14 protein-coding genes and 2 pseudogenes are annotated in these 24,910 nt (G+C 53.4%); 14 read left to right on the forward strand and 2 right to left on the reverse strand.

The window, feature by feature from the left end:
• Window positions 1-257 precede the first annotated feature (257 nt).
• The 12 genes and pseudogenes from ACJU26_RS05690 (at window position 258) to ACJU26_RS05745 (ending at window position 21,160) form a co-directional block, all read left to right on the forward strand.
• Window positions 258-14,291, forward strand: coding sequence for an SNF2-related protein (locus ACJU26_RS05690; protein WP_414041936.1), 14,034 nt, complete (start codon window positions 258-260; stop codon window positions 14,289-14,291).
• A complete protein-coding gene (locus ACJU26_RS05695; protein ID WP_414041554.1) occupies window positions 14,288-14,746 on the forward strand; it encodes a hypothetical protein in 459 nt (152 codons plus the stop codon). The genes ACJU26_RS05690 and ACJU26_RS05695 overlap by 4 nt, the downstream gene beginning before the upstream one ends.
• Window positions 14,709-15,056: a hypothetical protein gene (locus tag ACJU26_RS05700; RefSeq protein ID WP_414041555.1), complete on the forward strand. Its 348-nt coding sequence runs from the start codon at window positions 14,709-14,711 to the stop codon at window positions 15,054-15,056. Before ACJU26_RS05695 ends, ACJU26_RS05700 begins: the two co-directional genes overlap by 38 nt.
• Complete coding sequence (locus ACJU26_RS05705; protein WP_414041556.1) at window positions 15,053-15,451, forward strand: lytic transglycosylase domain-containing protein; 399 nt, start codon at window positions 15,053-15,055, stop codon at window positions 15,449-15,451. The genes ACJU26_RS05700 and ACJU26_RS05705 overlap by 4 nt, the downstream gene beginning before the upstream one ends.
• A complete protein-coding gene (locus tag ACJU26_RS05710) occupies window positions 15,438-16,613 on the forward strand; it encodes a hypothetical protein (protein WP_414041557.1) in 1,176 nt (391 codons plus the stop codon). The genes ACJU26_RS05705 and ACJU26_RS05710 overlap by 14 nt, the downstream gene beginning before the upstream one ends.
• Entirely contained in the window at window positions 16,597-18,732 is a 2,136-nt protein-coding gene (locus tag ACJU26_RS05715) for a hypothetical protein (RefSeq protein ID WP_414041558.1), read from the forward strand. Before ACJU26_RS05710 ends, ACJU26_RS05715 begins: the two co-directional genes overlap by 17 nt.
• A 175-nt stretch (window positions 18,733-18,907) precedes the next feature.
• Complete coding sequence (locus ACJU26_RS05720; RefSeq protein WP_414041559.1) at window positions 18,908-19,384, forward strand: hypothetical protein; 477 nt, start codon at window positions 18,908-18,910, stop codon at window positions 19,382-19,384.
• 83 nt (window positions 19,385-19,467) lie between these two features.
• Window positions 19,468-19,596 carry a DUF1828 domain-containing protein gene (locus ACJU26_RS05725; RefSeq protein ID WP_414041937.1) on the forward strand — a complete coding sequence of 43 codons (129 nt, stop codon included), beginning with the start codon at window positions 19,468-19,470 and terminating at the stop codon, window positions 19,594-19,596.
• Between the two features lies 1 nt (window position 19,597).
• Window positions 19,598-19,741: pseudogene (locus ACJU26_RS05730) on the forward strand (DUF1828 domain-containing protein); the annotation flags it as partial.
• Window positions 19,742-19,807: 66 nt separating this feature from the next.
• A complete protein-coding gene (locus tag ACJU26_RS05735) occupies window positions 19,808-20,158 on the forward strand; it encodes a hypothetical protein (RefSeq protein WP_414041560.1) in 351 nt (116 codons plus the stop codon).
• 137 nt (window positions 20,159-20,295) lie between these two features.
• A complete protein-coding gene (locus tag ACJU26_RS05740; protein ID WP_414041561.1) occupies window positions 20,296-20,682 on the forward strand; it encodes a nucleotidyltransferase family protein in 387 nt (128 codons plus the stop codon).
• Window positions 20,669-21,160 carry a HEPN domain-containing protein gene (locus tag ACJU26_RS05745; protein WP_414041562.1) on the forward strand — a complete coding sequence of 164 codons (492 nt, stop codon included), beginning with the start codon at window positions 20,669-20,671 and terminating at the stop codon, window positions 21,158-21,160. The genes ACJU26_RS05740 and ACJU26_RS05745 overlap by 14 nt, the downstream gene beginning before the upstream one ends.
• Window positions 21,161-21,168: 8 nt before the next feature.
• Here ACJU26_RS05745 and ACJU26_RS05750 read toward each other — a convergent pair whose 3' ends face one another.
• Both ACJU26_RS05750 and ACJU26_RS05755 read right to left on the reverse strand, forming a co-directional pair.
• A complete protein-coding gene (locus tag ACJU26_RS05750) occupies window positions 21,169-21,618 on the reverse strand; it encodes a hypothetical protein (RefSeq protein WP_414041563.1) in 450 nt (149 codons plus the stop codon).
• A 100-nt stretch (window positions 21,619-21,718) separates the two neighbouring features.
• Window positions 21,719-22,851 (reverse strand): annotated as a pseudogene (locus ACJU26_RS05755) (transposase).
• 681 nt (window positions 22,852-23,532) lie between these two features.
• Here ACJU26_RS05755 and ACJU26_RS05760 point away from each other — a divergent pair.
• Together ACJU26_RS05760 and ACJU26_RS05765 are read left to right on the forward strand one after the other, a co-directional pair.
• The gene (locus tag ACJU26_RS05760; protein WP_414041564.1) at window positions 23,533-23,739 is read left to right on the forward strand and encodes a ribbon-helix-helix domain-containing protein; all 207 of its coding nucleotides are present in this window, start codon (window positions 23,533-23,535) and stop codon (window positions 23,737-23,739) included.
• The gene (locus tag ACJU26_RS05765; RefSeq protein WP_414041565.1) at window positions 23,736-24,908 is read left to right on the forward strand and encodes a DNA methyltransferase; all 1,173 of its coding nucleotides are present in this window, start codon (window positions 23,736-23,738) and stop codon (window positions 24,906-24,908) included. The genes ACJU26_RS05760 and ACJU26_RS05765 overlap by 4 nt, the downstream gene beginning before the upstream one ends.
• Window positions 24,909-24,910 lie beyond the last annotated feature (2 nt).

Consider the following 24,910-nt stretch of genomic DNA (forward strand, 5'->3'; position numbering starts at 1 on the left):
AATGGTTCGTTCAATGCCTGGGGCAGCCACCGGAATACAGTACGGACCGCAAGAGCCTGTCCGATTTGTTGATGGACCTGCACAACCACCGCAGCATCAAGGTCATGGACAAGACCGATGACGGCAAGCTCGTCGTCAATGTGGAAGCGACGTCCATGGCCGTGGAAAAGGGAGAGCGCATCAAACATGCGTGGCACGACTGGATTTTTACCGACCCGGATCGGGTGAAGCTGCTGGAAGATCGATATAACGATCTGATGAACACCTACCGGACCCGATCCTATGATGGGCGGCATCTCCATCTTCCCGGTTCCAATCCGAATATTCGCCTGCGGCCGCATCAAAAGAATGCGGTCTGGCGCATCATGCAGTCCAAAAGTGTGCTGCTGGATCATGTGGTGGGCGCAGGCAAGACCTTTGCGGCCATTGCCGGCGTCATGGAAAAGCGCCGTACCGGACAGTCGCAAAAACCCTTGGTCGTGGTTCCCAATCATCTGGTGGGCCAATGGACCAAGGACTGGTTACGCCTGTATCCCGATGCCCGCCTGCTGGTAGCGGAAAAAGGCGACATGGCAAAAAACCAGCGGCAGGTTTTTCTGGCCAAGGCCGCTTACAACGACGTGGATGCCGTCATCGTTGCGCATTCCAGTTTCGACCGGATTCCGATTGACGCGGAGTTTTACGAAACCTATCTGCATCGGGAAATTGACGCGGCGGAAAACTTTCTGCGCGGCAAGATCAGTATGGAAGGGGTAAGCGTCAAGCGCATGGAACGAAAAGTCCAGGACCTGCGCGCGAAGATCGAAAATATGCACGCCAAGGCCAATGAATCCCGCGATGAGGGATGCCTGAACTTCTCGGAAATCGGTTTTGATCTGCTGGTCGTGGATGAAAGCCACAACTACAAGAATGTCCCGTACAACACCAGCTTGCAGAATGTGCGGGGGCTGGGAAACCCGGCAGGCTCCATCAAGGCCGAGAACATGATGATCAAGGTCTCGCAATGTCGGGATGTGGGGTCAGGCGTCGTATTCCTGACCGGAACTCCCATCTCCAATACCGTGGCGGAAATGTATCTGCTGCAAAAATATCTGGCGCCGGAAAAACTGGAAGAAAAAGGGATATACACCTTTGATGCCTGGGTCAGCCTGTTTGCCCAGGTCGAGGAAGAATTCGCCTTTACCCTGACCGGCCGTTTCAAAAGCCTGCAAACCCTGTCCACCTTCGACAATCTGCCGGAACTGGTGGGGATGTATCGGGACTATGCCGACGTCATCAGCCAGAAAGACATCGCACGATTGCTAAAGGAACAGCATCAACGTGCGCTGCCGATTCCGAAGATCAAGGGCGGCAAGGCGGAGATCGTGGTCTGCCCCATGACGCCGGCACAGCGTCAGATCATCGGTGAAGAGGTCGGCTATGACGAACTGACCGGCGAACCGGAATATGCCGAAGGCAGTATTTTATACCGACTGGATCACCTGCCCAGTCATCCCGGTCCCGGAGAGGACAATGTGCTGGTCATCATCAATGACCTGCGCAAGGCCGGACTGGATGCGCGGGCCTTTGATCCATCCTATGTGCCGGAAGAAGGCGAGGAAACCGGAAAGTTGGGCATCTGCGCGAAAAATGTCAAAGCGGTCTATGACGAATGGGCCGAAGATCGCGGAACACAACTCGTGTATCTCGATTTCTCCACACCCAGCAAGCGTAGCCAGAAAGAACAGAACGCGTTGGAAAAGCATCTGGCGAAAATCATTGCCGGAGAGCATCCCGATGCCCCGGAAAAGGCCCAACAGGATGCGGAAAGCGCCCTGGAAAAGCTGCTGGAAAAATATACCCGTGATGAAATTCAGGAAGCGCGCAAACAGTTTTTGTCGGGAGGGCAGGCATCAGCGTCCTTTGTGGCCTATGAAAAATTGCGCCGTCTGCTGGTGAACCTGGGCATACCGCAGGAAGAAATCGCCTTTATTCATGATGCGGATACGGATGAGAAGAAAGAAGACCTGTTCGATGCGGTCCGGGCCGGCAAGGTGCGCGTCATGATCGGTTCGACGGCCAAGATGGGGCCGGGCATGAATGTGCAGGATCGTCTGGTCCACGAGCATCATCTGGATGCGCCGTACCGCCCGACCGATGTGGAACAACGCAATGGCCGTATTCTTCGCCAGGGCAATCTCCTGCTGAAAAAATATGGAAAATCCTTTCGGGTGGGGATTTCCTATTACGTCACCGAAAATTCCAGTGACGCGGGACTGTGGCAGATTCTGGAAACCAAGAAAAAATTCATCGATCAGGTACGTTATTATGATGGTACGCGCCAAAGCATCACCGATCCCGACACCCAGGCCATTGATCCCGCTGCTGTCAAAGCCCAGGCATCCGGTCACGAAGTGCTCATGCTGGAAGTCCCCTTGCGCGCACAGGTCAGGCGACTGGAAAGCCTGAAAAGAGGATTCCGCGAGGAACAGCAACAAGCTCTGCGCCGGGCTACCGATGCCCGCGAAAAACTCGTGGAACTGAACAGCTATGTACTTCCCAACATGCCGGAAGTGATCACGCAAATCAACGCCTTGCAAGCAACTCTCAAAGGTCCTGCGGACAGCAAAGGTCCTGCGGACAGCAGTGCTGCGCACGGCAGTCTTGCAGACGGCGGTCCTGCGGACGACGTAAATTCTGCAGATCGCAATAATGAAAATCCCGACATGCTGACCCTGGAGGCGAAAGAGGCAAAGGCAAAAGAGCCGGCATTCATCCCCTGGGGCCAGTCAGGACGCGAACGGCTGGTTACGAAAAAGTTTTTGATGGCACAGTTCAAAAAAGGTGTCGAAAATCTGAACAATTCCACCATAAGTTCTCATGAGCGCATCGGGTTCATCGGTGGTTTCATCGTTGAACTGGAGCAAAGATTCACCAATGGAAACATGACCATCGAAATGTATCTGCCGAATATGCAGCATATTCCGGAGACGCATCTTCGCAGCACGGAATTCGATCCTTACAAAAACGTGAATTTCATGGCCCGTCTGGAAAACATGCTGGACGCCGCCGCTTTTGAATCCTCGATCCATGACCGGGAAAAAACCTATCAGACCATCATTCACAAGGGTGAACATGCGGAACCCTTTGGCCAGGAGGAAGAACTTCAGACGATTCAGCAGCAACACCAATTGGCCAGCCGTCTTTTGCGCCTGAAAATCCGCAAGCTGGATAACCTGGAAGAGCGTCTGACCGGATTGTTTTTGCAGGACATGAAAAAAACCTTGCAGGCAGTGCAGGAAACGAACCCGGATACGGGAGAAACGACAACGGTCGAAAAGTTGATGCACACCAAGGAACAGGAAAAAGAAGCCAACCAGCAGGCGAAATCTTTTGTGCAGGACATGATCAACGCCTTTTCGCGCCCGCCCTTGACGGAAAACGCCTTGTCGGTACTGGAACGTCTGGGCGTCAGCGCCAAAAAACGGGAAGCCCTGCGTGAACAATTGGGGTTGGTCACGGAAAGCCAGAAGGAAGTCATCGAAGAACCGGAGGACGATGCGGAAGCAGAAGAAATAAAGGAAAAAGATGCGGAAGCCCTGACGGTCGATGAAACCGTCCTGAAATCCCGCATCGGCTTGCAGGAACCGGAAAGGCCGGAAGAACAGGCGACGGAAAGTCCATGGTCCTCAACCAGTGCCCCGTTCTTTTCGGATTTCCCATTGCCGGGCAGCGGTCAACAGGCCAGCCTGTTCGATGATCTGTTCAACAGTCCCAGTCCTGCGGACAGCAAATCTCCTGCGAACGACGCTCCTGCGGACAGCAGTCTTGCAGACCACAACAGTCTTGCAGACCGCGTAGGTCTTGCAGACCGCGTAGGTCCTACAGACAGCAAAAGTCCTGCGGACGTCTCTCTTGCAGAGGACACTCTTGCCGACCACCGCGTAGGTCATGCCGACCGCATAGGTCATGCCGACCGCAATGCCCTGACAAGCAACGAGGCCACTAGCGGGAAGTCTGTTACCGTCGAAACCACAGATGTTGCAAGTCCCAATGCCTTTGCAGGCCGCGAAGCCTTTGCAGGCCGCGAAGCCCTTGCAGGCAGCAATGCCATTGGCGAAGCGTCAGCGCCTACGTCTCATTCCACGAAAGATTCTCAGGAGATCGTCATGGAAAACCCACCGCTTTTACGGACCATTCCTCCCTCCATTCGGGGCTTTTTGTCAGACAGCCAGCGGCAGGCGACAGAAGCCGGTTTGCGCAGCGAAGAACAGGCATTTTTCAGCGAAAAGCTGCGAGAACTGGAACAGGTCATCCAGGCGATGCCGCATACCTATCAAACGGACGGGCAGGGGGATGATGCACTGGTAAGCCTGCATTATTTTCGCGGCAATGCCGACTGGTACATCATCGAGAAAGACATGGGCAATGGTCCTGACGATCAACGCCAGACACAGGCATTCGGACTAGTTGACCTGGGAGAAGGCGAACCGGAACTGGGCTATATCAATATCGAGGAACTGACCCGGTTCAATGCGGAGCTGGATTATCACTTCACTCCGCGATCCCTGCGGGATTTGAAACGAGAAAAATACCCGGAACTGCTGCGTGATGACACGCCGGAAATGCAAACAGCGCCATCCACCGAAACATTGAGTCCCCCATCGTCACAACCCGTGGAAGATGTGCAATCCTTGCTGGATGAAGCTGTAAAAAATCATCGCACGCTGGATGATCTGTTCCGGTCCCTGCGATCGCAGGGTTTTTCCCAGGCCGTCATGTCATTGGACGCCATCAATCAATATCTGGATATGCCCCTGCCGGAAAGCGCCGTACTGGTCGATGGCCGGGAACGCGATGACGATCTGGAAAAGGTCATCCTTATGGACGACTTGGCTGTCGCGGTTTCCCGGTCCGATCTGGATGCCTATGATCATCCTGCCCGTCAGACAGCGCCGAGTGCAACCCCTGGCGGGGAGCAAACCCTTAGCGGGGAGCAAACCCCTTCGCAGGGTGCAGCCCCATTGCTGGGTGCAACCCCATTGCTGGGTGCAACCCCGCAAATTCCGGATGTTGCCAAGGCCGGACTATCGGAACTCGCGCAAGAGGGGCCGACCTACCAAAGCGCCGTGGAAACCCTGGAAAGCGCCGGGGGATGGGATGCTGTTGCCGCCAGCCCGGATTTGCAAAAAACCTATCAGGACCAACTGGATCACCTGATTGACTTGCGGGCACAGTGGATAGCCAATGCCTTGACAAATGCCGGCTGGCATTGGTCCGGGACGTCTTTCAGTCATTTCGATCATGAAGGCATCAAGATTTTTCCGAATGCTCAAGTGACGGGCGGTAACAATGTGTCCTGGGGATACCAGATAGCCTTGCGAAACGGCAATGAGCTTTTTCATCTGAAAAAACCGGATGATATGCACACTCCGGCTGCCGAATTTGCACAGGATATGGTGAATCTTGCGATCAATGCCCATGAAAACCGTCTGTCTGAGGGAGTTTCTCTGGAAAATCAGGATGACCTTTCTCCCGATATGGTCATTCCTGAAACCATCAAAGCCTGGGTAGGCACTGAACAGTTGCAGCAGTGGCAGGATTTCTGGGAGCAAGGATCACTGGCAGACCGGGAATTGATGAACATACGCTGGTCGAGGCTGGATACATGGCTGCAAGCGCCATTGCCCGTATCCGAGGCCGAAAAGCAAAGACTGGATGGCCGTGCAGGGATCGTTCTGCGTTCGGAAAACAATGGCCAGCACTGGTTCATCACCGGTATGAATGCGGACGGAATAACGGGATATGGTCTGCATATTGACCAGAATGGCAATGCCCGTTTGGGCCGTGTGGATCTGCGCGAGGCGCGTGAAGATGCACCGATACTGGTCGTCGGTCACGAACCCGGCCCACTGCTGGCGGACCTGCGGGATGCTGGTATTCCTACGGAATCGGTCACATTCACCGACGACACCCGGACAATGGAAAACATGGGTAAAGACACACAAGCGCACGATAACACCGATGATGCGATGAAACCGAACGTAACGACAACCCGTATCATCCCGACACGCGCGGGAGTGTTGGCCGTACCCGATGATGCCAGTAAACCCGCTTATCTGGCCGGAGTAGGGTATCTGGATAACACTCCAGAACAGGCGGAAACGCCAGAAGTCACAACGACCATGCGCGAAGTGGATTTGACCGCAAAAATGGATCATCCGTCAGAGGTCTTGCGTGAGAAATTCCAGCAAATCGGTCTGCGCAACATATCCATCAAAAAGAGCGAACCTTACGATGCCAATACTTCCAAGCATTCAGAAACGGTTGTTGGGTATGCCAGTGATAACCCTGAACAGTCCGAAATTACCGGATACGTCAACATGGAAAACGAGACGTCCGGCATCATCAACAGTCTGTCATTGTCCAGGTTCCCCGAACAGAAACTGGAATACCTGTATCCGTTGCTGAAAAAGATGGAAGATGCCCGCTTGTTGCGTTTTGTTTCCAGTATCGGTGCCCGGTTTTCTTCCAGAGGAGAAGGTGGGCCTGTCAGCGTCATGACTTCAACGGTTTTTTCCGGTTCTGATATCGACCGCGTCATGCAACTGGAAGGGCGGCAGGCTTTGCATGTGCTGTTGACCATACACATTCCAGAAAAGGATGTTCCCGATGCAGAACAAATCATCCAGGATCAACAGGAAAAGACAAAAAACCTGATTCATGATTTACGAGGGAAGTACGGACTGCCCGTTGCTGTGACTGTTTTTGCAGACAACAAGAATCAACCACTGGCTGAACGTCAACCGTATCTGGATGCACTCGATGCAGACTTCTTGCTTAAAATTGAAAACCATGAGTTTTCACGCTATGCGCGAAACTTCGATCAGGTAGTCAATGCAAATGACATTATTGCTGTAGTGGGATCATCGTTGACTGATCTTCCGCTGTTTAACAAAAACGGAGACATTCACAAAAGCATCAAGCATCCGGTTTACATCATTCGTCGACAACAGCTTGAAAACGTCTTGCATGTAAACGCCTTGCAAAAGCTGGATGCCGAAATGAGTGTGCGTCGCACGGAAAACGAAGCCAGACTGAATATGGAAACGCCGGTAACAGTCTCCGTTAAACCTGCTGAACCTGCTGAATCTCAACCTGTGCAGGATGACGACAAGGCCGTTTTCGACACCATGATCGTGAATCGCATTTTGCGTGTGTATCCTGATGTGGTGGCGCAAGCGCAAAATCCGGGCAATGATTTCAGACTGTTTATGTTGGGTCATGTATCCAGCGCCATTTCAGAGTCATTGCTGTTTGTTATGGACGATCCACAAATGTCTGCCAGCACAAAAGCAATGGCAAAAAACATTCTGCAAGGTCGTGAAGGAATGACCGATTATCGTCGGCATATCGGTCAGCGCGTATGGGATGCTGCGCATTCTCCAGATTTTGCGGAAAAATATCCGTTGCCATCATCAGAACCGACCGACGCAACACAGGCAGCGACAACGGAAAATGCGGACAACATAGCGGAAACCATCCGCAAAACACATCCTGAAACCGTCCAGGTACTACGGGAAACTTCCATTCCTGTTACCGCCAGTCTCCCGTTTGCGGGCACATTCACGGAAATGGATGCGGAAAAACCGCTGGAGGGGTTTTTCGGCGGACTCAGCCCGGATCACGCCTTTATTTGCATGAACGATCAATGGTATCAGCATCCTTTGGTGGATGATTGGGTGCAATCCCATCTTTTTTCAGCCGGTGGATTTGCCTCGCAACGCGACGACCTATCCAGAATATCCGCGTTGCGTGGCAAAACGATCCGTATTCAGCCGGAAATCAACCGGGATGACGTGCTTCATGGTGCAAAAGAGATAGATATTTACACCGTGGACGATCAAGGGAAAGCCCAATTCCTTTCACGATCTTTTGATAAAGCTACCCGGGCGTATCAAGTGCAATATCGTCAGGCGATGAAAGATGCACAGATCCTTTTGGACCATCAGGTTTCTGACGTAACCGTGGACATGCGCGGGGTTTCTCCCACGCCGGAAGTGACGGGCCGATGGATTGTCGATGCACAACAGGCCATAGCCATCAATATCGGATACTTCATCGACACGGATGCGGTATCCGCCAAACCCCATCATTCGGCATATTGGATGTTGGACGGACGTTCCATCATTGAATTAAAAGATGCCGATCCGGTCAATGCGTTGAGCGACTGGATCGACCATCTCAAAACACGGGTTCCCGTCGTTCTCGATGCGATGACGCAACTCCAGGCGAAAGTACGCGACATGCAGGTTGCCGATGAGGCAGGCAAACCGCTTCTGGCGGAAATGCTGGCCGTTCGCGTAGAGGAGCAAGTGGTGGATAAAGACACCTATCATCAGGTGTTGATGCACTATTCGGATGCGTTGCGCGAATACGATAAAAAGCCTGATGCTGCACGAACCGCTTACGATGAGTTGAAACTATCCTTGCACAAAAACGGCATGATCGTGGAGACGTCGGCCTTTCCGCACAAGCAGGACACGTTGGATGCACTATATCAGGCTTTTGCGGATTTGCGTCGGAATGTGGAAGCGCAATACAAAAAGGTCGTACAGGAACAGGGCGCGGCATTCTTGGCGAATCCCCCGGAAAATGCCGACATAAAAGCCGTTGCGCGTGCCATTTTTCAAAAGCATGGCATCCCGCGTGACGATAACGAGGCATCCACGCCACCTATCGTTTTCGATGTGCAGCAAAAAAACATCGACGCCATTCGCCGCGCCATCGGGTATAACAGTATGAATCCCTTGCAGGGTGCGAACCCCATGCCGGGGAGCAACCCCGCCAGCCAGGAGGTTTTTGAGGTCATGACGGGTATCCAGCTCGGCAAGACGCAAAAGCAGCGATTGGTGCAACTGGATGAGTGGGCGGGTATTTCCCCGGAACAGCGTGCCGACATGGATGCGGAACAGCAAAAAGCGCGGGAACGCGAGGCACAAGTCACACAGATCGTGGACATCTGGAATGCTTATGGCAGCCGATCCGCGCGTTTCAACGGGGAAGTCATGACGCTGCAAGCCGTGCTGATGCACATGGCGCGGGAAGAGGGTCACAGTGTCATGCGATTGAACACGGAAACCAACAGGGCCGGTCGCGCTTCCCATCATCCGGCATTGTGCAAGCCGGAAGAAACGCAAGGATTGCGTATCGTCGAGAAACAGTTCAGACCATTGATCATGACCCTGGTCAAAGGGCAATTCGATCCGGAAAATCGTTTTGTGCCAGCCATGCAGAAAGTGATGCGTCTGGCGCACGATCTGGGCATCGACGTGAATACCGGACCCTTGAGTGAGGCTGCCACCACGGTTGAAGCGTCCGAACCGGAAACCGCTATGGACACCGGAGATACCAAGGTTGCCGCACCGGAAAACACGGATGCTCGCGTTGAACCAGAAAAGCCGGAAACAAAGACAGTTGCATCGGAAACCGAAAGCGACGATCCAGAAGATGAAGAAGATGATGGCGATTATGCGCCGACAAGTGCATCGGAAAAGCCCGATCTTCCGGACTGGAAAGTGGCGCCACCCGATATGCTTTCGCCATTATGGAATATGCAGCTTCCCGTCAGTTATCCCAATGAGCACGGCGTGTTTTCTGTTCCCGCCTATTCTGCGGAATGGTCAGCGGGGAAAAGCATTTTCGACAAGGTGATCGTGAACATCGCGCGGGATGCGCAGGGACGTTACCGTTTCTCCACGGAAGGCCCAGGCAGCAGTTACCTGCCTGGGGTAAGATCACCCGCATTCGCCACATTCCTGGAAGCGCACACCGCCGCACGTGAGGAAATAGTGGAAAAACTGCGACGCAAATATGCCAGCAACGCAGTGGAAAAGGGCTTTGTCAAAATCGCCGGCAAATTACTGGAAGGCGTCACACAACGCGCCGATGGCGACCGGCACCATCTGGCCAAGGAAAGCGAACTCTTGCGGGAACCGCCTTACAAGGAAGCCTTTGGCGAGATCATGGAACGCCTGGAAGGGAATCAGCAATTGATAATTTTCTGGGAACATCACGCGCATCGCGGGCCTCATGACTGGATGGTCACACTGCATCATGATGACGAAGAACGAAGCCTCGTGGCCGAACTCCGCAAGCAGGGGGATGGTTATGATTTCACGAACGAAAAAAATGCGCCGGAATACGCCCAGCGCGTGGATATGCACGATCTCGATGCGTGGCTGAAATTCATCCAACGCATTGCGGAAGATTTTCCGGAAAAACAGCGTAACATCCTGTTCAATGCGCCTTACGGCCTGCAAGACTTTCCCGTCTGGTACATGCCTGAATCCTTGTCGGCGCAACAGATGCCCAACCCATTACCGCCTGTCCCGCGCTGGCCGGAGGATATGCAGCAGGATGAAATGGCTGTGGAAGCGCCTGCATCACTCGGCAATTTCGACCGCTACGTCGGTTTGCGTTTCAATGATGGAAACAATCATGTGGCGCTGCTCATTGCGCGGGATAAACAGGGTTACATACCGGCATTGAGCTATCGTGATGGGAATACCATCGCCTCAGCCGTGCCCAATGTCCGCGATACCCATTATGATACCTTTGCAAAAGCCTATGCCCAGGGCATCAAAAAGCTCAAGACGCACCTGAAAGGGCAGCAAAACATGGGCTGGACCTCTGGCGCTGATCAGTTGGCCCAGGACTGGCTCAATCATAAGGTTGGCGCAAAAAACCCCGTGTACTTTGGTTATGACGCAGCCCGTCTGGAAACCCGATGGGATCGACCAGATCGCCTGGAAGGCGTAACCGCCCTGCAGTTGATGCGAAATACCCAGAACGATTACTCTCTGTATGGCATCGTCTCCGGTGAATCCAGTCCCCGCTTCATCGGTAGCGTAAATACACTGGACCGCGCTCTGTGGCTGGTGAACAGTACATTCACCCTGCTGAATAACCAACCCGCACAAACAGCAGACTTGCAGTCGGCAGACTTGCAGGACGCAGAACCCGGACAGGCGGCAAGGCCCATGCAGGATTTGGGCGGTCAGCAACCCATTGGTTCTTTGGAAGATTCAACTGTTGGCAGGGGATATAATAATAATATACCCCGTCAACACTCTGACGACCTCGTGCAACAGGCGGAAAAGATCGTCAGTGACCTCAAGGAACAGTTTGGAGATTTGCTGACATCCCCCTTGCAGGGGGGCAACCCCTTGCAGGGCATAACAAACCCCTTGCAGGAAGCATCCCCCTTGCAGGAAGCATCCCCTGATCCGCGAGCAAATGCAGACTGGCAGCGGTTGCAACAATGGTCGATGATTTTTCCCACTCAATCATCCGTGGATATTCCGCCCTTGTTGAATGATCTGGTTGCCCAGGGTCTCTCACTGGATGTCTCCCAGGAAACGTCCTCTGTGAATTATGTGCTGGCCGCTCTGGAATCTGGAGCCTTGAGCACGGTCCCGGTACAGGTGTGGTCCGTACGGAAAAGCGATCTGGTGGCCCAGGATGCCGAACTGCGGGAACTGCGCTTTTACAACGGTGACCCGGAATCCCGGCATGTGTTCCTGTTGGTGGGCGATCATGTGCTGTTCGATCCGTGGATGGCGATGAGCAAGCCGGGAGTTCCCTACCTGTTGGACACGCAGCGTTCAGAGGACCGGGACATGCTGGTCGACCGTTATCTGTCTCCCGATTTCTGGGTCAGCCCGCACCCGAAGACCGCGCTTTCTCCGGCATGGCAGGAAATGGCGCGGTGGAATCCGGATCAGCAGGCTTTTGATCCACCAGAAACAACCGCCGTTATCGACACGGACATGCCCAACCCGGGTGAAACCGTGACCAATGCCGTACGCAGCACTGCCGTGCGCAGCACTGATGCCGTGCGCAGCACTGCCGTCAGCATGACTGCCGTCAGCATGACTGCGGCACCAAGGGGGCAGGAGGTGAACATGGACTGGAAATCATTGGCGGAAACCCCGGAGATACTTCCCGCGCTTGCGGAATATCTGCGCGGTTTGAGTGAGCACCCGGAACGGCTGCCGGAAGCGGGGCAGTCCTGGGCGGCATCGGTTTCTCTGGAATCCTTGCGGGAAATGCTGGTCAGCCTGTCCGCCGATTGGGACCGTGACTACTGGAAGCTGGGCGTGGATTTTCTGGTGAACAGTCTGAGCGACAGCAACAAGGCAACTCGTGTGAATCTTGCACAGCATGGACGTGACGAAGATGCTCTGACCGGCCTGTCTTTTCTGTTGATGCACCTGGCCGTATCCGAATCCCATTGGCCGGGACTGAACAACAATGCCGTACTGGATCAGCCCGATTTTCTTCAGCGTCTGGAGAAATTATCTGCGGATACGACAGTCGGAAAATCCCCCACGGAAAACCCGACAGAAATGGCAGCGACCAAACCCGGTGAAAAAGGAGAAATCGGCCCGGATGACCGGATCGTCCAGATCAAGTTGCTGCCGCTCGATGCGCAAGAACGGTCCTGGAAGCCGAATAGCGGAAAATCTCCGGCGCGCTGGAAGCTGGTGGCCATCTTGCAGGACGGTTGGGAAATTCCCAAGGTGCTGAAAGCCGGCATAACCTATGAACAGGCTTTGCAGGCAGCGCAATCCAGAGCGCAAAAATGGCAGGCGGAACTCATCGACGTCTGGGCGGCTACGCAGGAAGTCAATAGGGTTTCCGCACCAGCCGCATCCACTGCACCTGCTGAAAACCCATGGAGCCAGTACGCAAGTGGCGTCAATAATCAGCAAACGGGGGGCACAAGAAATCCTGCACCTGTTACCGCATGGCCGCCGTCTCCGGCTGTCCCTGAATCAACATCATCATCCGAAGCATCTCCGGTGACGCCCGACACAATGCCGACAGCAACAGGCGTCACAGAAACGCAAGGTGCAGCTATTGAAGATGCGGCACCATTGGTGCAGGTTCCCACACCCATTTGGCAACGAGAGGTGATTCATCCCATGAACGAAGAAGAACAGCAGGCAATGGCCCAGGTCAATGCTTTTCTCAAGAATCCGCAGATCATTACCGAACAGCATAAACGGCAGTGGATTGAACAGGCGATCATCGTGCGCAACAAAACGCTGAACATGATGCAACCCTATTTCCGGCGCGATCCAGCCCTGGCGGAACAATGGCAGCATAAAAACCTGTTGATGGACATGATCCGCCAGACCATGACCATCAACCGAACCAATATTACGGAAATGATCGATCATCCCAGAACCGGAACCATGCGCATGTTGTTGCAACACCTGCCTGCGGAGCCGACCAATGACACCATACGCCACTATGTGCTGGAAAATCAGGTGATGCAAATGGTCATGCAAACCATGAACATGGAACCTTTCCACGCGGTCATGGACATCATGGCATCGCAAAATTACCTGTTCTCCCGTCATCCCCTGGTGGATTTGCAACCGCCACTGGTACTTTTTGATCCGACGGATCGCAGCGCCAGGATCATCCTGACGAAAACACCGCGTCAGGTTCCACATCAGGACAGCCATGACACACTGTCACAGATTCATGCTTGCAAGTCCTGGGTCGGCAGCATCCTGCAAGCGCATTTCACCAACGAACGCTTACCCATACATATGAACATCGCCTATTTCGATGCCAGCCGTCAGAACGTCCTGATCCGCGATGTGACAGAGGTCCCCGGTAAGGCCGATGCCATGCGCAAACAGGCGGAAGTCATGGCCAGCATGATCGAAAACGGACAGGTTCCCCAAGCCGCGCCGAGAGTCGTGACCAAAGTCGAGCTGACCCCGGAAATTACACGGGACGTGCAGGAAATTTCCCGAATGGAAGCCATGAAAAATGCGCTGGAAACGCAAATCCGGGAAAAGCAGCAGGATCTGCAAACCCGTATGGGCAGCGACCCGGAAAGCTGGCCGAAAATTCCGTCAGAAACCAGCATGGGAAGCATCCGTACCGAATGGTCCTCCAGAATTCATGAGGACAAGGCGCTCAATGCGCTGTCCGCTCTGGGTATTCCCCGTTCCCAGGTAGAAAAGCCCGAATACGACATGGACAGCATCTTGCGCGCGCTGACTCAGGCCGGTATTGCGCCGGAACAGTTCATCACTGGCCGCCAGTTGGATATGGACCGTCTGCACACCGTCTTGCAGGCATACGGCATATCCCGTTCCGAATATCAGGCGGCACATCCGGTGGTGACTCCCAGCGAAAAACATCCCGCCTACCAGCAGACGGTGCAGTCCTTGCAAACAACGAAAGAACAGCAGGTACCATCCACCGAACAGGAATTTACCCCATGAGCGTCCTGCATTACTGCAACGTCACCGGACCGTCGAAAGATTTGCTCGATGACGCATTCGCCGCCACCTTCTATCGCATGGTTGCCCGTTTTCCGCATTTGACCCGTTGCCGATTCGTGGAAGATGGACGGGAAGTGGTTTTTGATGAATACGTGCGCCCAGAATCCCTGATCGCTCTTACAGCACTGGACATGGCCCTGCGGTTGATGCGACGCATCAATCCCCAACGCATTCACCTGGATCAATGGCTGACCTGGGAAAAGGAACGCCTTTTGAATGCACGGATGGATATTCCAATTTTCTGGCTGGTTCCGCCACTGGAGTTGGGTTTTTATCTCACGGCACCCGTGGAACTGTGGAAATCGGAAAGATCAGATCACCATTTTTCAGCTTTTTCGGCAAAAGAGGAAACCTGGAATGTCATTACGCAGTCGCGCACGCTTTTTTCTGCCTAAAAACCCGTTCGCCAGTTTTTCCCTGACTTCCGGGTGGATACGAAAAATACGGGAAACCCGTATCACGAAAAACCGGGTGCCCATTCGCAACCTGTCACCGGAAGACCGGGAAAAACGTCTCCATTACTGGAAGCGCATGGAACACCAGAACGCCCTTATCGGCATCCTCGTTTTGGCTTTTCTGATCATGGATGCCGTGATTTATCCCGACATGCTGGCCGTCATCGGTTCGACAGGCGCGGGGCTTTTCGTGGGCGCGCACTGGTACTATGCCCATCGCATGTGTCAGTTGCTGGAGAATGTTTCATGATCCCGGTCAATCTCTGCGAAAACGCGGCGGCGATATGGTTTCATGAGCCGGTCCTGATTCTGCAGGCCATTGCCAAGGTGGAAGGCGGATGGAAAGGCGCGCGCATCGTCGATAAGAACGGGACGGCGGATCATGGCCTGATGCAGATCAACAGCGTCTGGCGGAATCGTCTGCATCGCATGGGCTGGCACATGCACACCGTGCAATGGCACAACTGCGCTTCGGTGTTTACCGGCGCATGGATTCTCCGGCAGGAAATCCACAACGCGCACAACTTCTGGCTGGGCGTGGCGTGGTATCAATCGCGGAATCCGGTGTACGGACTGCCTTTTGCGCAAAAAGTCTATCGCGCCGCGTGGCATATTCATTACGGAGAGCAGCGTGTCCGGCAATAGCGATCAACAACAAAACAGTTCCAGTGATGATGATTTTTTCCTGATGTTCATCCTGGGCATCGGTGCCATGCTTGCCCTGTATTTTTTCGGCAAGGACATCATCATCGGGTACTGGAAAGTCATGCGGCTGGTGGATTTGTGGGTATTGAAAAAAACCGATCCGGCATGGTTTCAACAAGGATTCATCGGTCATGCGCTGTGGTCCTATCTGCAGCAGCATCGTATCCCCAAAATTTCCTGGAACAAAGCTTATGCGTTCAATCATTTTCTGGATCGCCACCTGTCCATCGGCAAGTTTCAGGCGTGGCCGGTTTTCTGGTCCCTGCTACCCACCGCCCTGGCGTTGCCTTTGTGGAATCGCCGCAAGCATCTGAAAAAAACTTTTTTGAAACCCTGGGATCTGGCCCTGTACATGAGTAAACACTATCCGTGGATGCTCCCGGTGATTCGCCAGCGTTCCGCCGCGCTCAAAAACAAATTCCGGATACCGAAAAGACGGTCACTTTCGGCCGTGCTGGCGGGACTGGTGCAGCGTCATGAAAAAACCAGCGACTGGCCATTGCATCCGCTGACCATCCTGTTGCGCGCCGGAGCCTTCGTCAAAAATGCATCCGGGCAATGGGTCTTGCAGGATGCGGCAGTGGAACAGTGGACCCAAAAACAGGTGGGCGCGAGAGCGGGACGCGAAGGATTTTCAACGCCGGAACGCAATGCCCTGTTTCACGCGCTGGTCAATCCGCATACCAGCGACATCCTGAAACAATATGCGTGGCGCGGGAACAAGGTCATTCGCAAACACACCGCATTAACCGACGGAGACGTCGAAAAATTCAAGGCGTACCGGAAAAAACATGCTTATGAGGTCTGCATCCTGCTTTCGGCGTTGCAGGATGCCCGGAAAAAGGAAATCGTACCCCCCAACTGGTTTGTCTGGCTGAAATACCAGGATCGGGCCTTGTGGTATGCCCTGCATGGTCTGGGCTTGCCGCGCCCCCATCCGGAGGGGTTGCCGGGTTTGGTCCAATGGCATTGCGAGCTGCGTCAAAATGGACCGGTAGAGGTGATCCAGACACCATTCGTCAAAAGCGGATTGTGGGACGCGCTGGAAGAAACCCAGTGGCAAAAATCACGGGAGTGGCAAAATTATGTCAGCGGACACTAACGAATTATTGCATGGGCAGGTCTTTCGGGATGATGACCAGTTTCATGTCGAGCGCAAATTCGCACCTCTGTTTCAGGGCGGCCCCCTCGTTTTCTGGGTGTTCGCGTTTCCGTCGCTGCTGTTCACCCTGATCCTGCCCAATGTACTGCCCGCTTTTTTCGGACATCTGGCCGGTTATGCCGATCTGCTGGCGTTACCCATGTCTCTGCTGATTTTGCCCTCCTATTCCCGTAAAGCGATTTACCCGGTAGCCAAACCCATTGTGGAAGGCGGATTGGACTACAACAACCGGAAACCGGGCATGAGCGGCGGATACGAAAAGGCCGGTGGCATCGCCTGGATAGGTACGGTGCGTCGCGGCAAGCAATGGGGAATGCCAGTTTTTCTGACCAATGCCATGCTGCGCGCCCATGCGTTTCTGCTGGGAACGACCGGCGCGGGCAAGACGCAGACCATATTGGGTTTTTTGTGGTCTTTTCTGGTGATGGGTTCCGGTTTCACCCTGGTGGACGGCAAGGGCGATATTGTCACCTGGCACATGATCTGTGCGATGGCATGGCTGGCCGGGCGCGAGGACGATCTGTTGCTGGTCAACTACACCACAGGCGATGTCACCTTGTGGGACAAGCCCATCGAGCGCCAGAGCATCACGATCAATCTGATGGCTTCGGGCAGCCTCAACACGGTATCCGGCCTGATCAAGAGTCTGTTGGGAAAGGCGCCCGAAGGGGACAACAAGATCTGGCATGAACGCACCGTGAGTTTCATCGAGGCGATTCTGACACCGCTGGTGTACATGCGCGATCATCACAATTTCCAGTTGTCCACCAACACGCTGCGTGAATATATCACGCTGCCGGCCGTCAAGGATTTGCGTCACAAGAAGCTGAAAATCGACGGCCGGGAACGGACTTTCCCCGACATTCCCGATCGCGCCATCGACCCGATCCGTACCTACCTGAACAATCTGCCGGGTTACAAGGACACGCCGCCGCCGGATTATGCCAACGATCCGGCCAATGTGCAGGCTGTGCAGCAAATGCCCCAGGTGCCGGGTTCGGAGGAAGAAAACAAGCAGCATGGTTTTGTGACCATGCAATTGATCCGGGCACTGAACTCCATGTCGGACAGTTTCGGGCATATCTTCGGAACACAGTATTCCGAACTGGATTGGGACGACGTGGCGCTCAACCGTCGCATTGTCGTCACCATCCTGCCGTCACTGGAAAAACCCCCGTCCGATCTCGAAATTCTGGGCAAGATCATCGTCGCCGGCAACAAAATGATGCTGGCCCGTTTGCTGGGCAACCAGATCAGCAAGGGGGTGGATGAACCGGTGGATGTGCGCGTCACTGATGCGGATCATCCCTACAGCCTGACGTATGACGAAAAAGCGTCTTACATGGTCGAGGGTGAGGAAGATATATTGGCGCAGGGCCGGTCCTTGGGTATGTCGGTACTGGAAGGTTCGCAGGATTTGCCGCGTCTGACCGAGAAATCCAAGCTGGGCGCTGCCGCGATTGATTCCTGCACAGGCTTCAAGGGCTTCATGAAGCTGCAAGACGAAAAATCCATCGAGTTTGCTGTCAAGAGTATCGGCAAGGCATGGATGAAACGCATCCAGTATTACAAAATATCCTCCGGTATGCTGCCCTCCCGGTATGCAGACAAGAGTGACATTGTGGAGCGCGTGGACCGGGTGAATGCCGAGGAGCTTCCGGCGCAGAAATCCGGGCAGATGTTTCTGACCTTTGAAGGAAAATATCTGAGCATTGCGTCGGCTTATTTCCCCTGGCCGAAGCTTCCGGAATGGCGAATTTCCCACGGCGCGATATTGCACCTGGAGCAGATTTACGGAGATCAGAAAACGGCGGAAACGGTGCCCGCACCCCTGGATTCCGTGACCCAGGAACCCTATCCGGGTGATCCCCCATCCGTGCCTGCAGACAAGGTGCTCATGCCCGATCCCAAGGATCGTCCCATTGTCACGGCCATGGATCAGAAAAGTTTGCTGGAATTGACGGAAACCATTTTCCGGCAATTCCAGGCGGTCAGAGCGTCATCGGACACCCAACAGAACGCGGAAGCGGAGAGCATGGAGTGGAGCGCGCGTGAATGATGAGGATGTCAAAAAGTTGCTTACGAACCGGTAGTGCTGCCAGTGAGGGCCTTGACCCATGTGGCTGCGGAACCCGATAATCAATATGAGTGATGCTCGGGGTTGGTTTGGAAACTACCGGGATATGTAAGAATTACCATGATTTTAGGAACCAGATTTATCAGGTATAGAATCCGTGACTATGGAATCTGTGAATGACGCCATGATTGCTGAACTACTGACGAGACGCAAGCAGGTTACGAATCCGAATGTGCGTGAAGCAGACAAGGCGTCGCACATACAGAAGAATTTTCGCGTTGTAAGCTCAGATGGATACGAATTCAACTTGTACTGGCGTCAGAACAAGCGAGTGAAAGATGATTTCTCTTGTGGCCTCGCGTGGCACATGCCAAGTGGTGAAACCATGACGCTCGTTCGTTATAACGGATCAAGTCATCCACACCAGAACCGCATCAAAGGAACAGTAATTGAATTTCGATGCCATATTCATCGAGCTACGGAGCGGTATATTCGTGCAAATCTCAAACCTGAGGGATTTGCTGAGCCAACTGATCGCTACCGCTCAATTTCAGGTGCTTTTCATGATCTCGTGTCTGACTGCAACATAACCGGGATTACCACTGAACGGGATTATCCGGACCTATTCGAATGAGCATTGACATCGAAAAAATTCAATCGAACCTCTGCTCCCATATGTGCTCAGACGTTCGCCTGCTTAAGCGCAATGGTCATACAATGGTAAATACGCCGTTCTCATTTCCCGACGGTGATCCATTTGTACTTTACCTTGAAGAACGTCCTGGTGGAATTTTGCGTCTTACAGATGCCGGTCACACGTTGATGCATCTGAGTTACGTAAAGTGATATAGACAAGTTTCATCAGGGAACCCGTGGGAAGCTATTTGAGCAAGTGCTAGCCAATGGCGGCGCTGGCGAAGACGAAGGCCAGATTTTTTTGGATACATCGCCTGATCGATTAGGTCCTGCAATTTTTCGACTTTCCCAAACACTTGCTAGCATTTATGATCTCACATTTTTAAACAGGACTCGATCTGAGTCATCATTTTATGAGGACTTGACTGAAATACTGGGTCAGATTGTCGATCCTGAAAAAATCCAGAAGGACTATGTTTATTCCAACATGCAGAATGCCGAAGACTACCCGATTGATTTTCGAATTGAAGGAAAATTTGCGCCGCTTTTCGTCTTTGGGATTCCAAACAGAGATAAAGCCAGGCTAGCCACCATCGTCTTGGAACGCTTACTTCGAGCGAAGGTGGAGTTTGATTCAGTGTTGATTTTCGCCGATCAGAGTTCTATGCCGCGATCAGATTTGGCACGCCTTTCAAATGCTGGTGGTGAGATGGTTGCGTCCCTGGATGCTCAGGACGACATTCGCAGGAAAGTGGCAAGACGTGCAGCTTAAGAACAGTTAGGAGATTGATGCTCATGGCTCGGGTGTAACGCGGGTTACTCCATGAGTCTGCTGATAGATCGGTCTGCATGGTAACGCTTAGGTAATTCCGTCTTCTGGTGTTAAACTGTATTTCCATGAATACTTGGTTGGCAAATCGAAAAGTGGAAATCCGAGAACATGCTAAAGACCTGTCTCTGCTGCGCATGGCGAAAGCGCGGGAAACCCTGATCCCCCTGCTTGCCAACGCATTTCAGGCCAGACGAATCTGGATATTCGGTTCCACGGCACGACTGGATGCTTCAGAGGATTCCGACATGGATGTTTTTGTCGAGACAGACGACAAATTCCGCACGATTCGCTTTCTGGACCGCCAGGACATTGTGCTGAACGTCCTGGAAGAAGCCAGAAAGCAAGGTTTTAATCTGCCTTGTGACATCATTCCATGGACGACACGAGAAGTGGTCGAAGGATGGAAGGGGAGCTGGATGAAAACCATCCGGGAAGAAGGAATACTGGTTCATGAGCGCGTCTGAGAACCTGGAAAGAAGTCGGCAGTGGTTCGATGCCGCATTTACCGATTTGGAAGCCGTGCAAGCGCTCATGGATCGCAATATCTATAGTCTGGCCTGTTTTTTTGCCCAGCAGTCGGCAGAAAAAGCCATGAAAGGCTTTCTCATCGCAGCCGGAAAAGCTTATCCCAAAGAGCATTCTTTGGAAAACCTGCGTGGCTTGCTGCCGGAAAACGCAGAGATTTCCCGTTTGGCCCCCAATCGGCTGGACCGGTATTACATTGCCCCAAGATACCCGGAATCCTTGCCTCTGGGGTCTTCAGTGCGAGGGGCTTACGATCGTACTGATGCCGAAGACGCATTGCGTGTCGCTACAGGAACAACTATGTTACTTGCAGGGTGGGCGCAAACACTGGGCGTCAATATTCCGTGGCCCAATAAGCCGCCAGACGATCAACCTCAATACACGAAATCTCCTAAAAATTCTGGACCTGAATTCTGAATAATTTGTCACATAGACGGTCCATAAGAAGAGGATGCAGAAAATGATGCCAGAAACGCCGTTTTCTGCTGTCCACTGACCAATGGGGCCTTGTTCAAGGCTTTGCTGATATTTTGAGCCAAGTGTTCGCAACCGGGCATCTTTTTCAGCAGGTTTTCCAAATCTTGCGTCTGCTCATAAACTTTTTGATCCGGTTCACCACAGGTTTCGTGCAGTTGGCAGAGCAACAATGCCGCTCTGGATGTGTGTTGCTTGATTTCTTTTTTTAGCCGGACCATGTTTGGATCGGTATTCATGATTTTTCTCAAATACTGTTCCAGTGGATACACTGATTTCGTGTTTCGTTTGTAAATCAGGTAATGCTGTACTGGTGCGCTTCTGTATAGGCGCGATGCGAAGGTGACGGATTTTTTCAATGCGTCGTGGATCATGGCGTTTTTGAGTGTGTTTCCCTCCACTTTTATCCCGCCATTCTCGGATGTGTATTCCTTGTATAGTTCGTGATCCCCAGCAGGAGAGGCGAATCCTGGGTATTTTTGCCCAAACCGACAAATCGGACTATTCCAGAACCTCGCCATCTGAATTATGGGGAACAGGCATCATGGCTAACTCCCCAATGAGCCGATCCAGGTCAATCGGCTCCAGTGGCTTGTCAAATTCATAACGCCCAAACAGATTGATGTGCGACCAAGCCACTGGAGATACCCTTGCCAGCCTGGCGATGCCCTCATAATCCCCGGCCTGTTCTCTGAGTACCAACACACCAGAAAGAAGGCTGGCGTTGTAATAAATTATGCAGTTGGTAAGCAGGCGGCTGCATTCGTTCCATACCTGCTGTTCGTATTCGGTCTTGAACCGCAGCTTGCCAAAATTGGCGTAGGCGATGGCACGGCGCAGCTTGTGATAACTCTCCCCCCGGTTCAGCGCCTTCTGCACATTTTGCCGCAACGGCAGCGAGTCAACGTAGTCCAGCAAGTACAGGCTCCTGATGATGCTGTCATATTCCCACAAAGCACGTTTGGTGCGGTTCTTGCGGGCCAGCGATACCATGATGCGCTGGATGTTGTCCCATTCGCTGATGATCAGGCCAGTGTTGACCTTGTGGGCAGGTTTGACCACACATTCCTCGTAGTGGCTGGGTGGTTTGAAGCCATACAGTGATTTTGTGACCACGCTGTAAGTGTCGCGGTAGTGGGGGGCAAACTGGTAGCCGAACGGGTACAGGATGGCAAAGTTGACCTGGTTGGCGCCATGCGTGTCAGTGGAATGGGTGTCAATTTCGATGTCAGTGGTGTTGTTGTATAGCAGGTCGAACACATAATGGCTTTCATGTTCATTGGCCCCGATGACGCCGCATTCACCGGCACATGATTGGCTATCAGGGTGTAGGACACGATGCCCTTCTTCAGCCCGAAGTATTTGAGGGAGTGGCGGGCATTCAGGGTGTCACGGCTGGTTTCAAACTTTTGCCCGTCGCTGCTGGAATGGATGCCGGAACCCAGGTTGTAGTGCTGAAAAATGGGCAGTTTGGCAATGTCGTTGCTTATCCGGTCATTGGCCTCCTGCAGAGTTTCCAGGCGGATGCGGCTGTCTGAGGTGCTGGCCAGCCGCTGGTAGTCCATATCGGAAATTGCCGCCATCCGCCCCAGCCCAAGGTTGGGAGCCATTAACAAATAACTTGTACTTTTCATGCAGCAGGCATAGTCTTGCAGTATGGAAGCAGACGCACTGATAGCCGCCCGACATCAAGCGCTTATATGGATGCCTCAATTTGTGCAAGTGAATTAGAGCGATAATCGAAAGTGGTGTACAGGCAGATTTACAACTGACTTGAGTAAGGTGGCGTACTGTTCCTACAAAGGGTTTGCAGACCAAGTGGGCAACGTAAGGAGTACGCCGTGGAAAAGAATACCGTATTTGAGGGTGGTATGAGAGAGCTGGGCTTGGGGATAGAGGGCGTGCTGCGGCGTGCGGCACGATCTCTGATTGAACAAGCCGTAGAGTGCTCGCCAAACACGGCTACCTATCCGCCGCCGTATAAATCTTCGCTCCACCGCAACACCTTCGCACAGGCTCGCGTCACGCCAGGCTGCCGCTCGCCTGGAGATCGGGTTCTTTCACGTTAACGCTGCGTGCCTAGGAAAATCAAGCACATGAAAGCGTAAGCAACGGAAGAAAAAAGTAGTTTTTTGACAAAAACTTAGCGTACTTTGGTGGAGTCTGGCAAACATGATGGCTGTACCGTAGGTGTACCGCGAGGGACCGCACCACGGTGTGCCGGGCGATCCCCGTGACCGTCAGCTTAGCGTGCGCCCCTTCCCGCGTGCTGCACAGTGCTGTAAGATACTGCAGTTAATTCGTGGGGGGCGATCATGACAGCCAAACGAGGCCGGAAACCGACCGGCAAGCCACGCGCAACACGCGCCTCTGCGAGCTTGCCGCCAGAGTTGTATGCGACGCTGCAAGAGATCGCCAAGCGAAAGAAGGTGTCCGTCGCCTGGGTGATCCGAGACGCGGCTGAAAATTACATCGCAGAACAGTGGCCCCTCTTCGCGGTCAACAAAGGGGGCACATCGTGACCTTAACCGGATTCACGACAGAGGTCATAGCCACCGGAGCGAACGCACTCCCACGGTCGAGTACCAACGTACAGCTTGAAGCTATCGATTGGAGCTTCGAAAAGCGCGAGCGTGCGCACGCGATTGAAGCCATCCACCCTTACCCGGCAAAATTCATTGGCGAGATTCCGCGAGCGCTGATGCGCACGTTGCCGTGCCCGAAGGGGACTCTCGTTTTCGATCCGTTCGCCGGAAGCGGGACAACCCTTCTAGAAGCGCAGCGCTTAGGTCTACCTTCTGTAGGTGTGGACCTAAACCCCATCGCGTGTCTCATCGCGCGCGTAAAAACCGGCGCTCGGCCAATTGATCTCGCCGATAAGGCGCGCGCGATCAGCGCCAACGCAAGCCGAAGCCGCTCCAAACAGACATGGGACATCCCGAATGTCGATCACTGGTTCAAGGCAGACATCCAAGGCGCAATCGCGGCCCTAGTAAATGAGATTAGCACTATCTCTGATTTAGCGTCCCACGACGCGCTTAGGCTAGCACTGTCCTCGATTTTGGTTCGCGTCTCAAACCAAGACAGCGACACGCGTTATGCAGCGGTAAAAAAGGACATCGCGCGGGCGGACGTCTTCACCAGTTTCATCGCTGCCGTCGAGAAGCTGGATAAGGCGCTGGCCTCAAGAAACTGGGACATCGGACCGGCCACGGTGATCGAGGCAAACACCCTAAAAGTGGATCCCGAACAACTGGGGGGTAGAGTGGGACTCGTCATCACGTCACCACCCTACCCAAACGCCTACGAATACTGGCTTTACCACAAATACCGCATGTGGTGGCTGGGCTTTGACCCTCTAGCCGTCAAAGAACAAGAAATTGGCGCACGCGCCCACTTCTTCAAACGGAACCATCATACCGAAGAGAATTTCTGGAACCAAATGCGGGACACGTTCAGGCTCATCAACCATGTACTTGTGAAGCGTGGATACGCCTGCTTCGTAATAGGACGATCAAAAATCCACGGCAAGATCATCAACAACGCCGACATCATCCAAGCGGTTGCGGCAGAGTTTGGCTTCGGCACAAGCGCTCGCATCGAACGCACGATTTCGTCAGTCCGTAAATCTTTTAACCTTGCTCACGCCAACATCAAGACCGAGACAATCCTCGTCTTACAGAAAAACTAGAA

The sequence above is a fragment of the Acidithiobacillus sp. M4-SHS-6 genome (assembly GCF_047421495.1).
In the GTDB taxonomy this organism is placed as follows: domain Bacteria; phylum Pseudomonadota; class Gammaproteobacteria; order Acidithiobacillales; family Acidithiobacillaceae; genus Acidithiobacillus.

Coding starts and splice junctions, on each gene's coding strand:
- ACJU26_RS05715 (WP_414041558.1), top strand. CDS start 16,597: ATGTCAGCGGACACTAACGAATTATTGCATGGGCAGGTCTTTCGGGAT.
- ACJU26_RS05690 (WP_414041936.1), top strand. CDS start 258: ATGAACACCTACCGGACCCGATCCTATGATGGGCGGCATCTCCATCTT.
- ACJU26_RS05760 (WP_414041564.1), top strand. CDS start 23,533: ATGACAGCCAAACGAGGCCGGAAACCGACCGGCAAGCCACGCGCAACA.
- ACJU26_RS05705 (WP_414041556.1), top strand. CDS start 15,053: ATGATCCCGGTCAATCTCTGCGAAAACGCGGCGGCGATATGGTTTCAT.
- ACJU26_RS05725 (WP_414041937.1), top strand. CDS start 19,468: ATGGTAAATACGCCGTTCTCATTTCCCGACGGTGATCCATTTGTACTT.
- ACJU26_RS05695 (WP_414041554.1), top strand. CDS start 14,288: ATGAGCGTCCTGCATTACTGCAACGTCACCGGACCGTCGAAAGATTTG.
- ACJU26_RS05745 (WP_414041562.1), top strand. CDS start 20,669: ATGAGCGCGTCTGAGAACCTGGAAAGAAGTCGGCAGTGGTTCGATGCC.
- ACJU26_RS05700 (WP_414041555.1), top strand. CDS start 14,709: ATGTCATTACGCAGTCGCGCACGCTTTTTTCTGCCTAAAAACCCGTTC.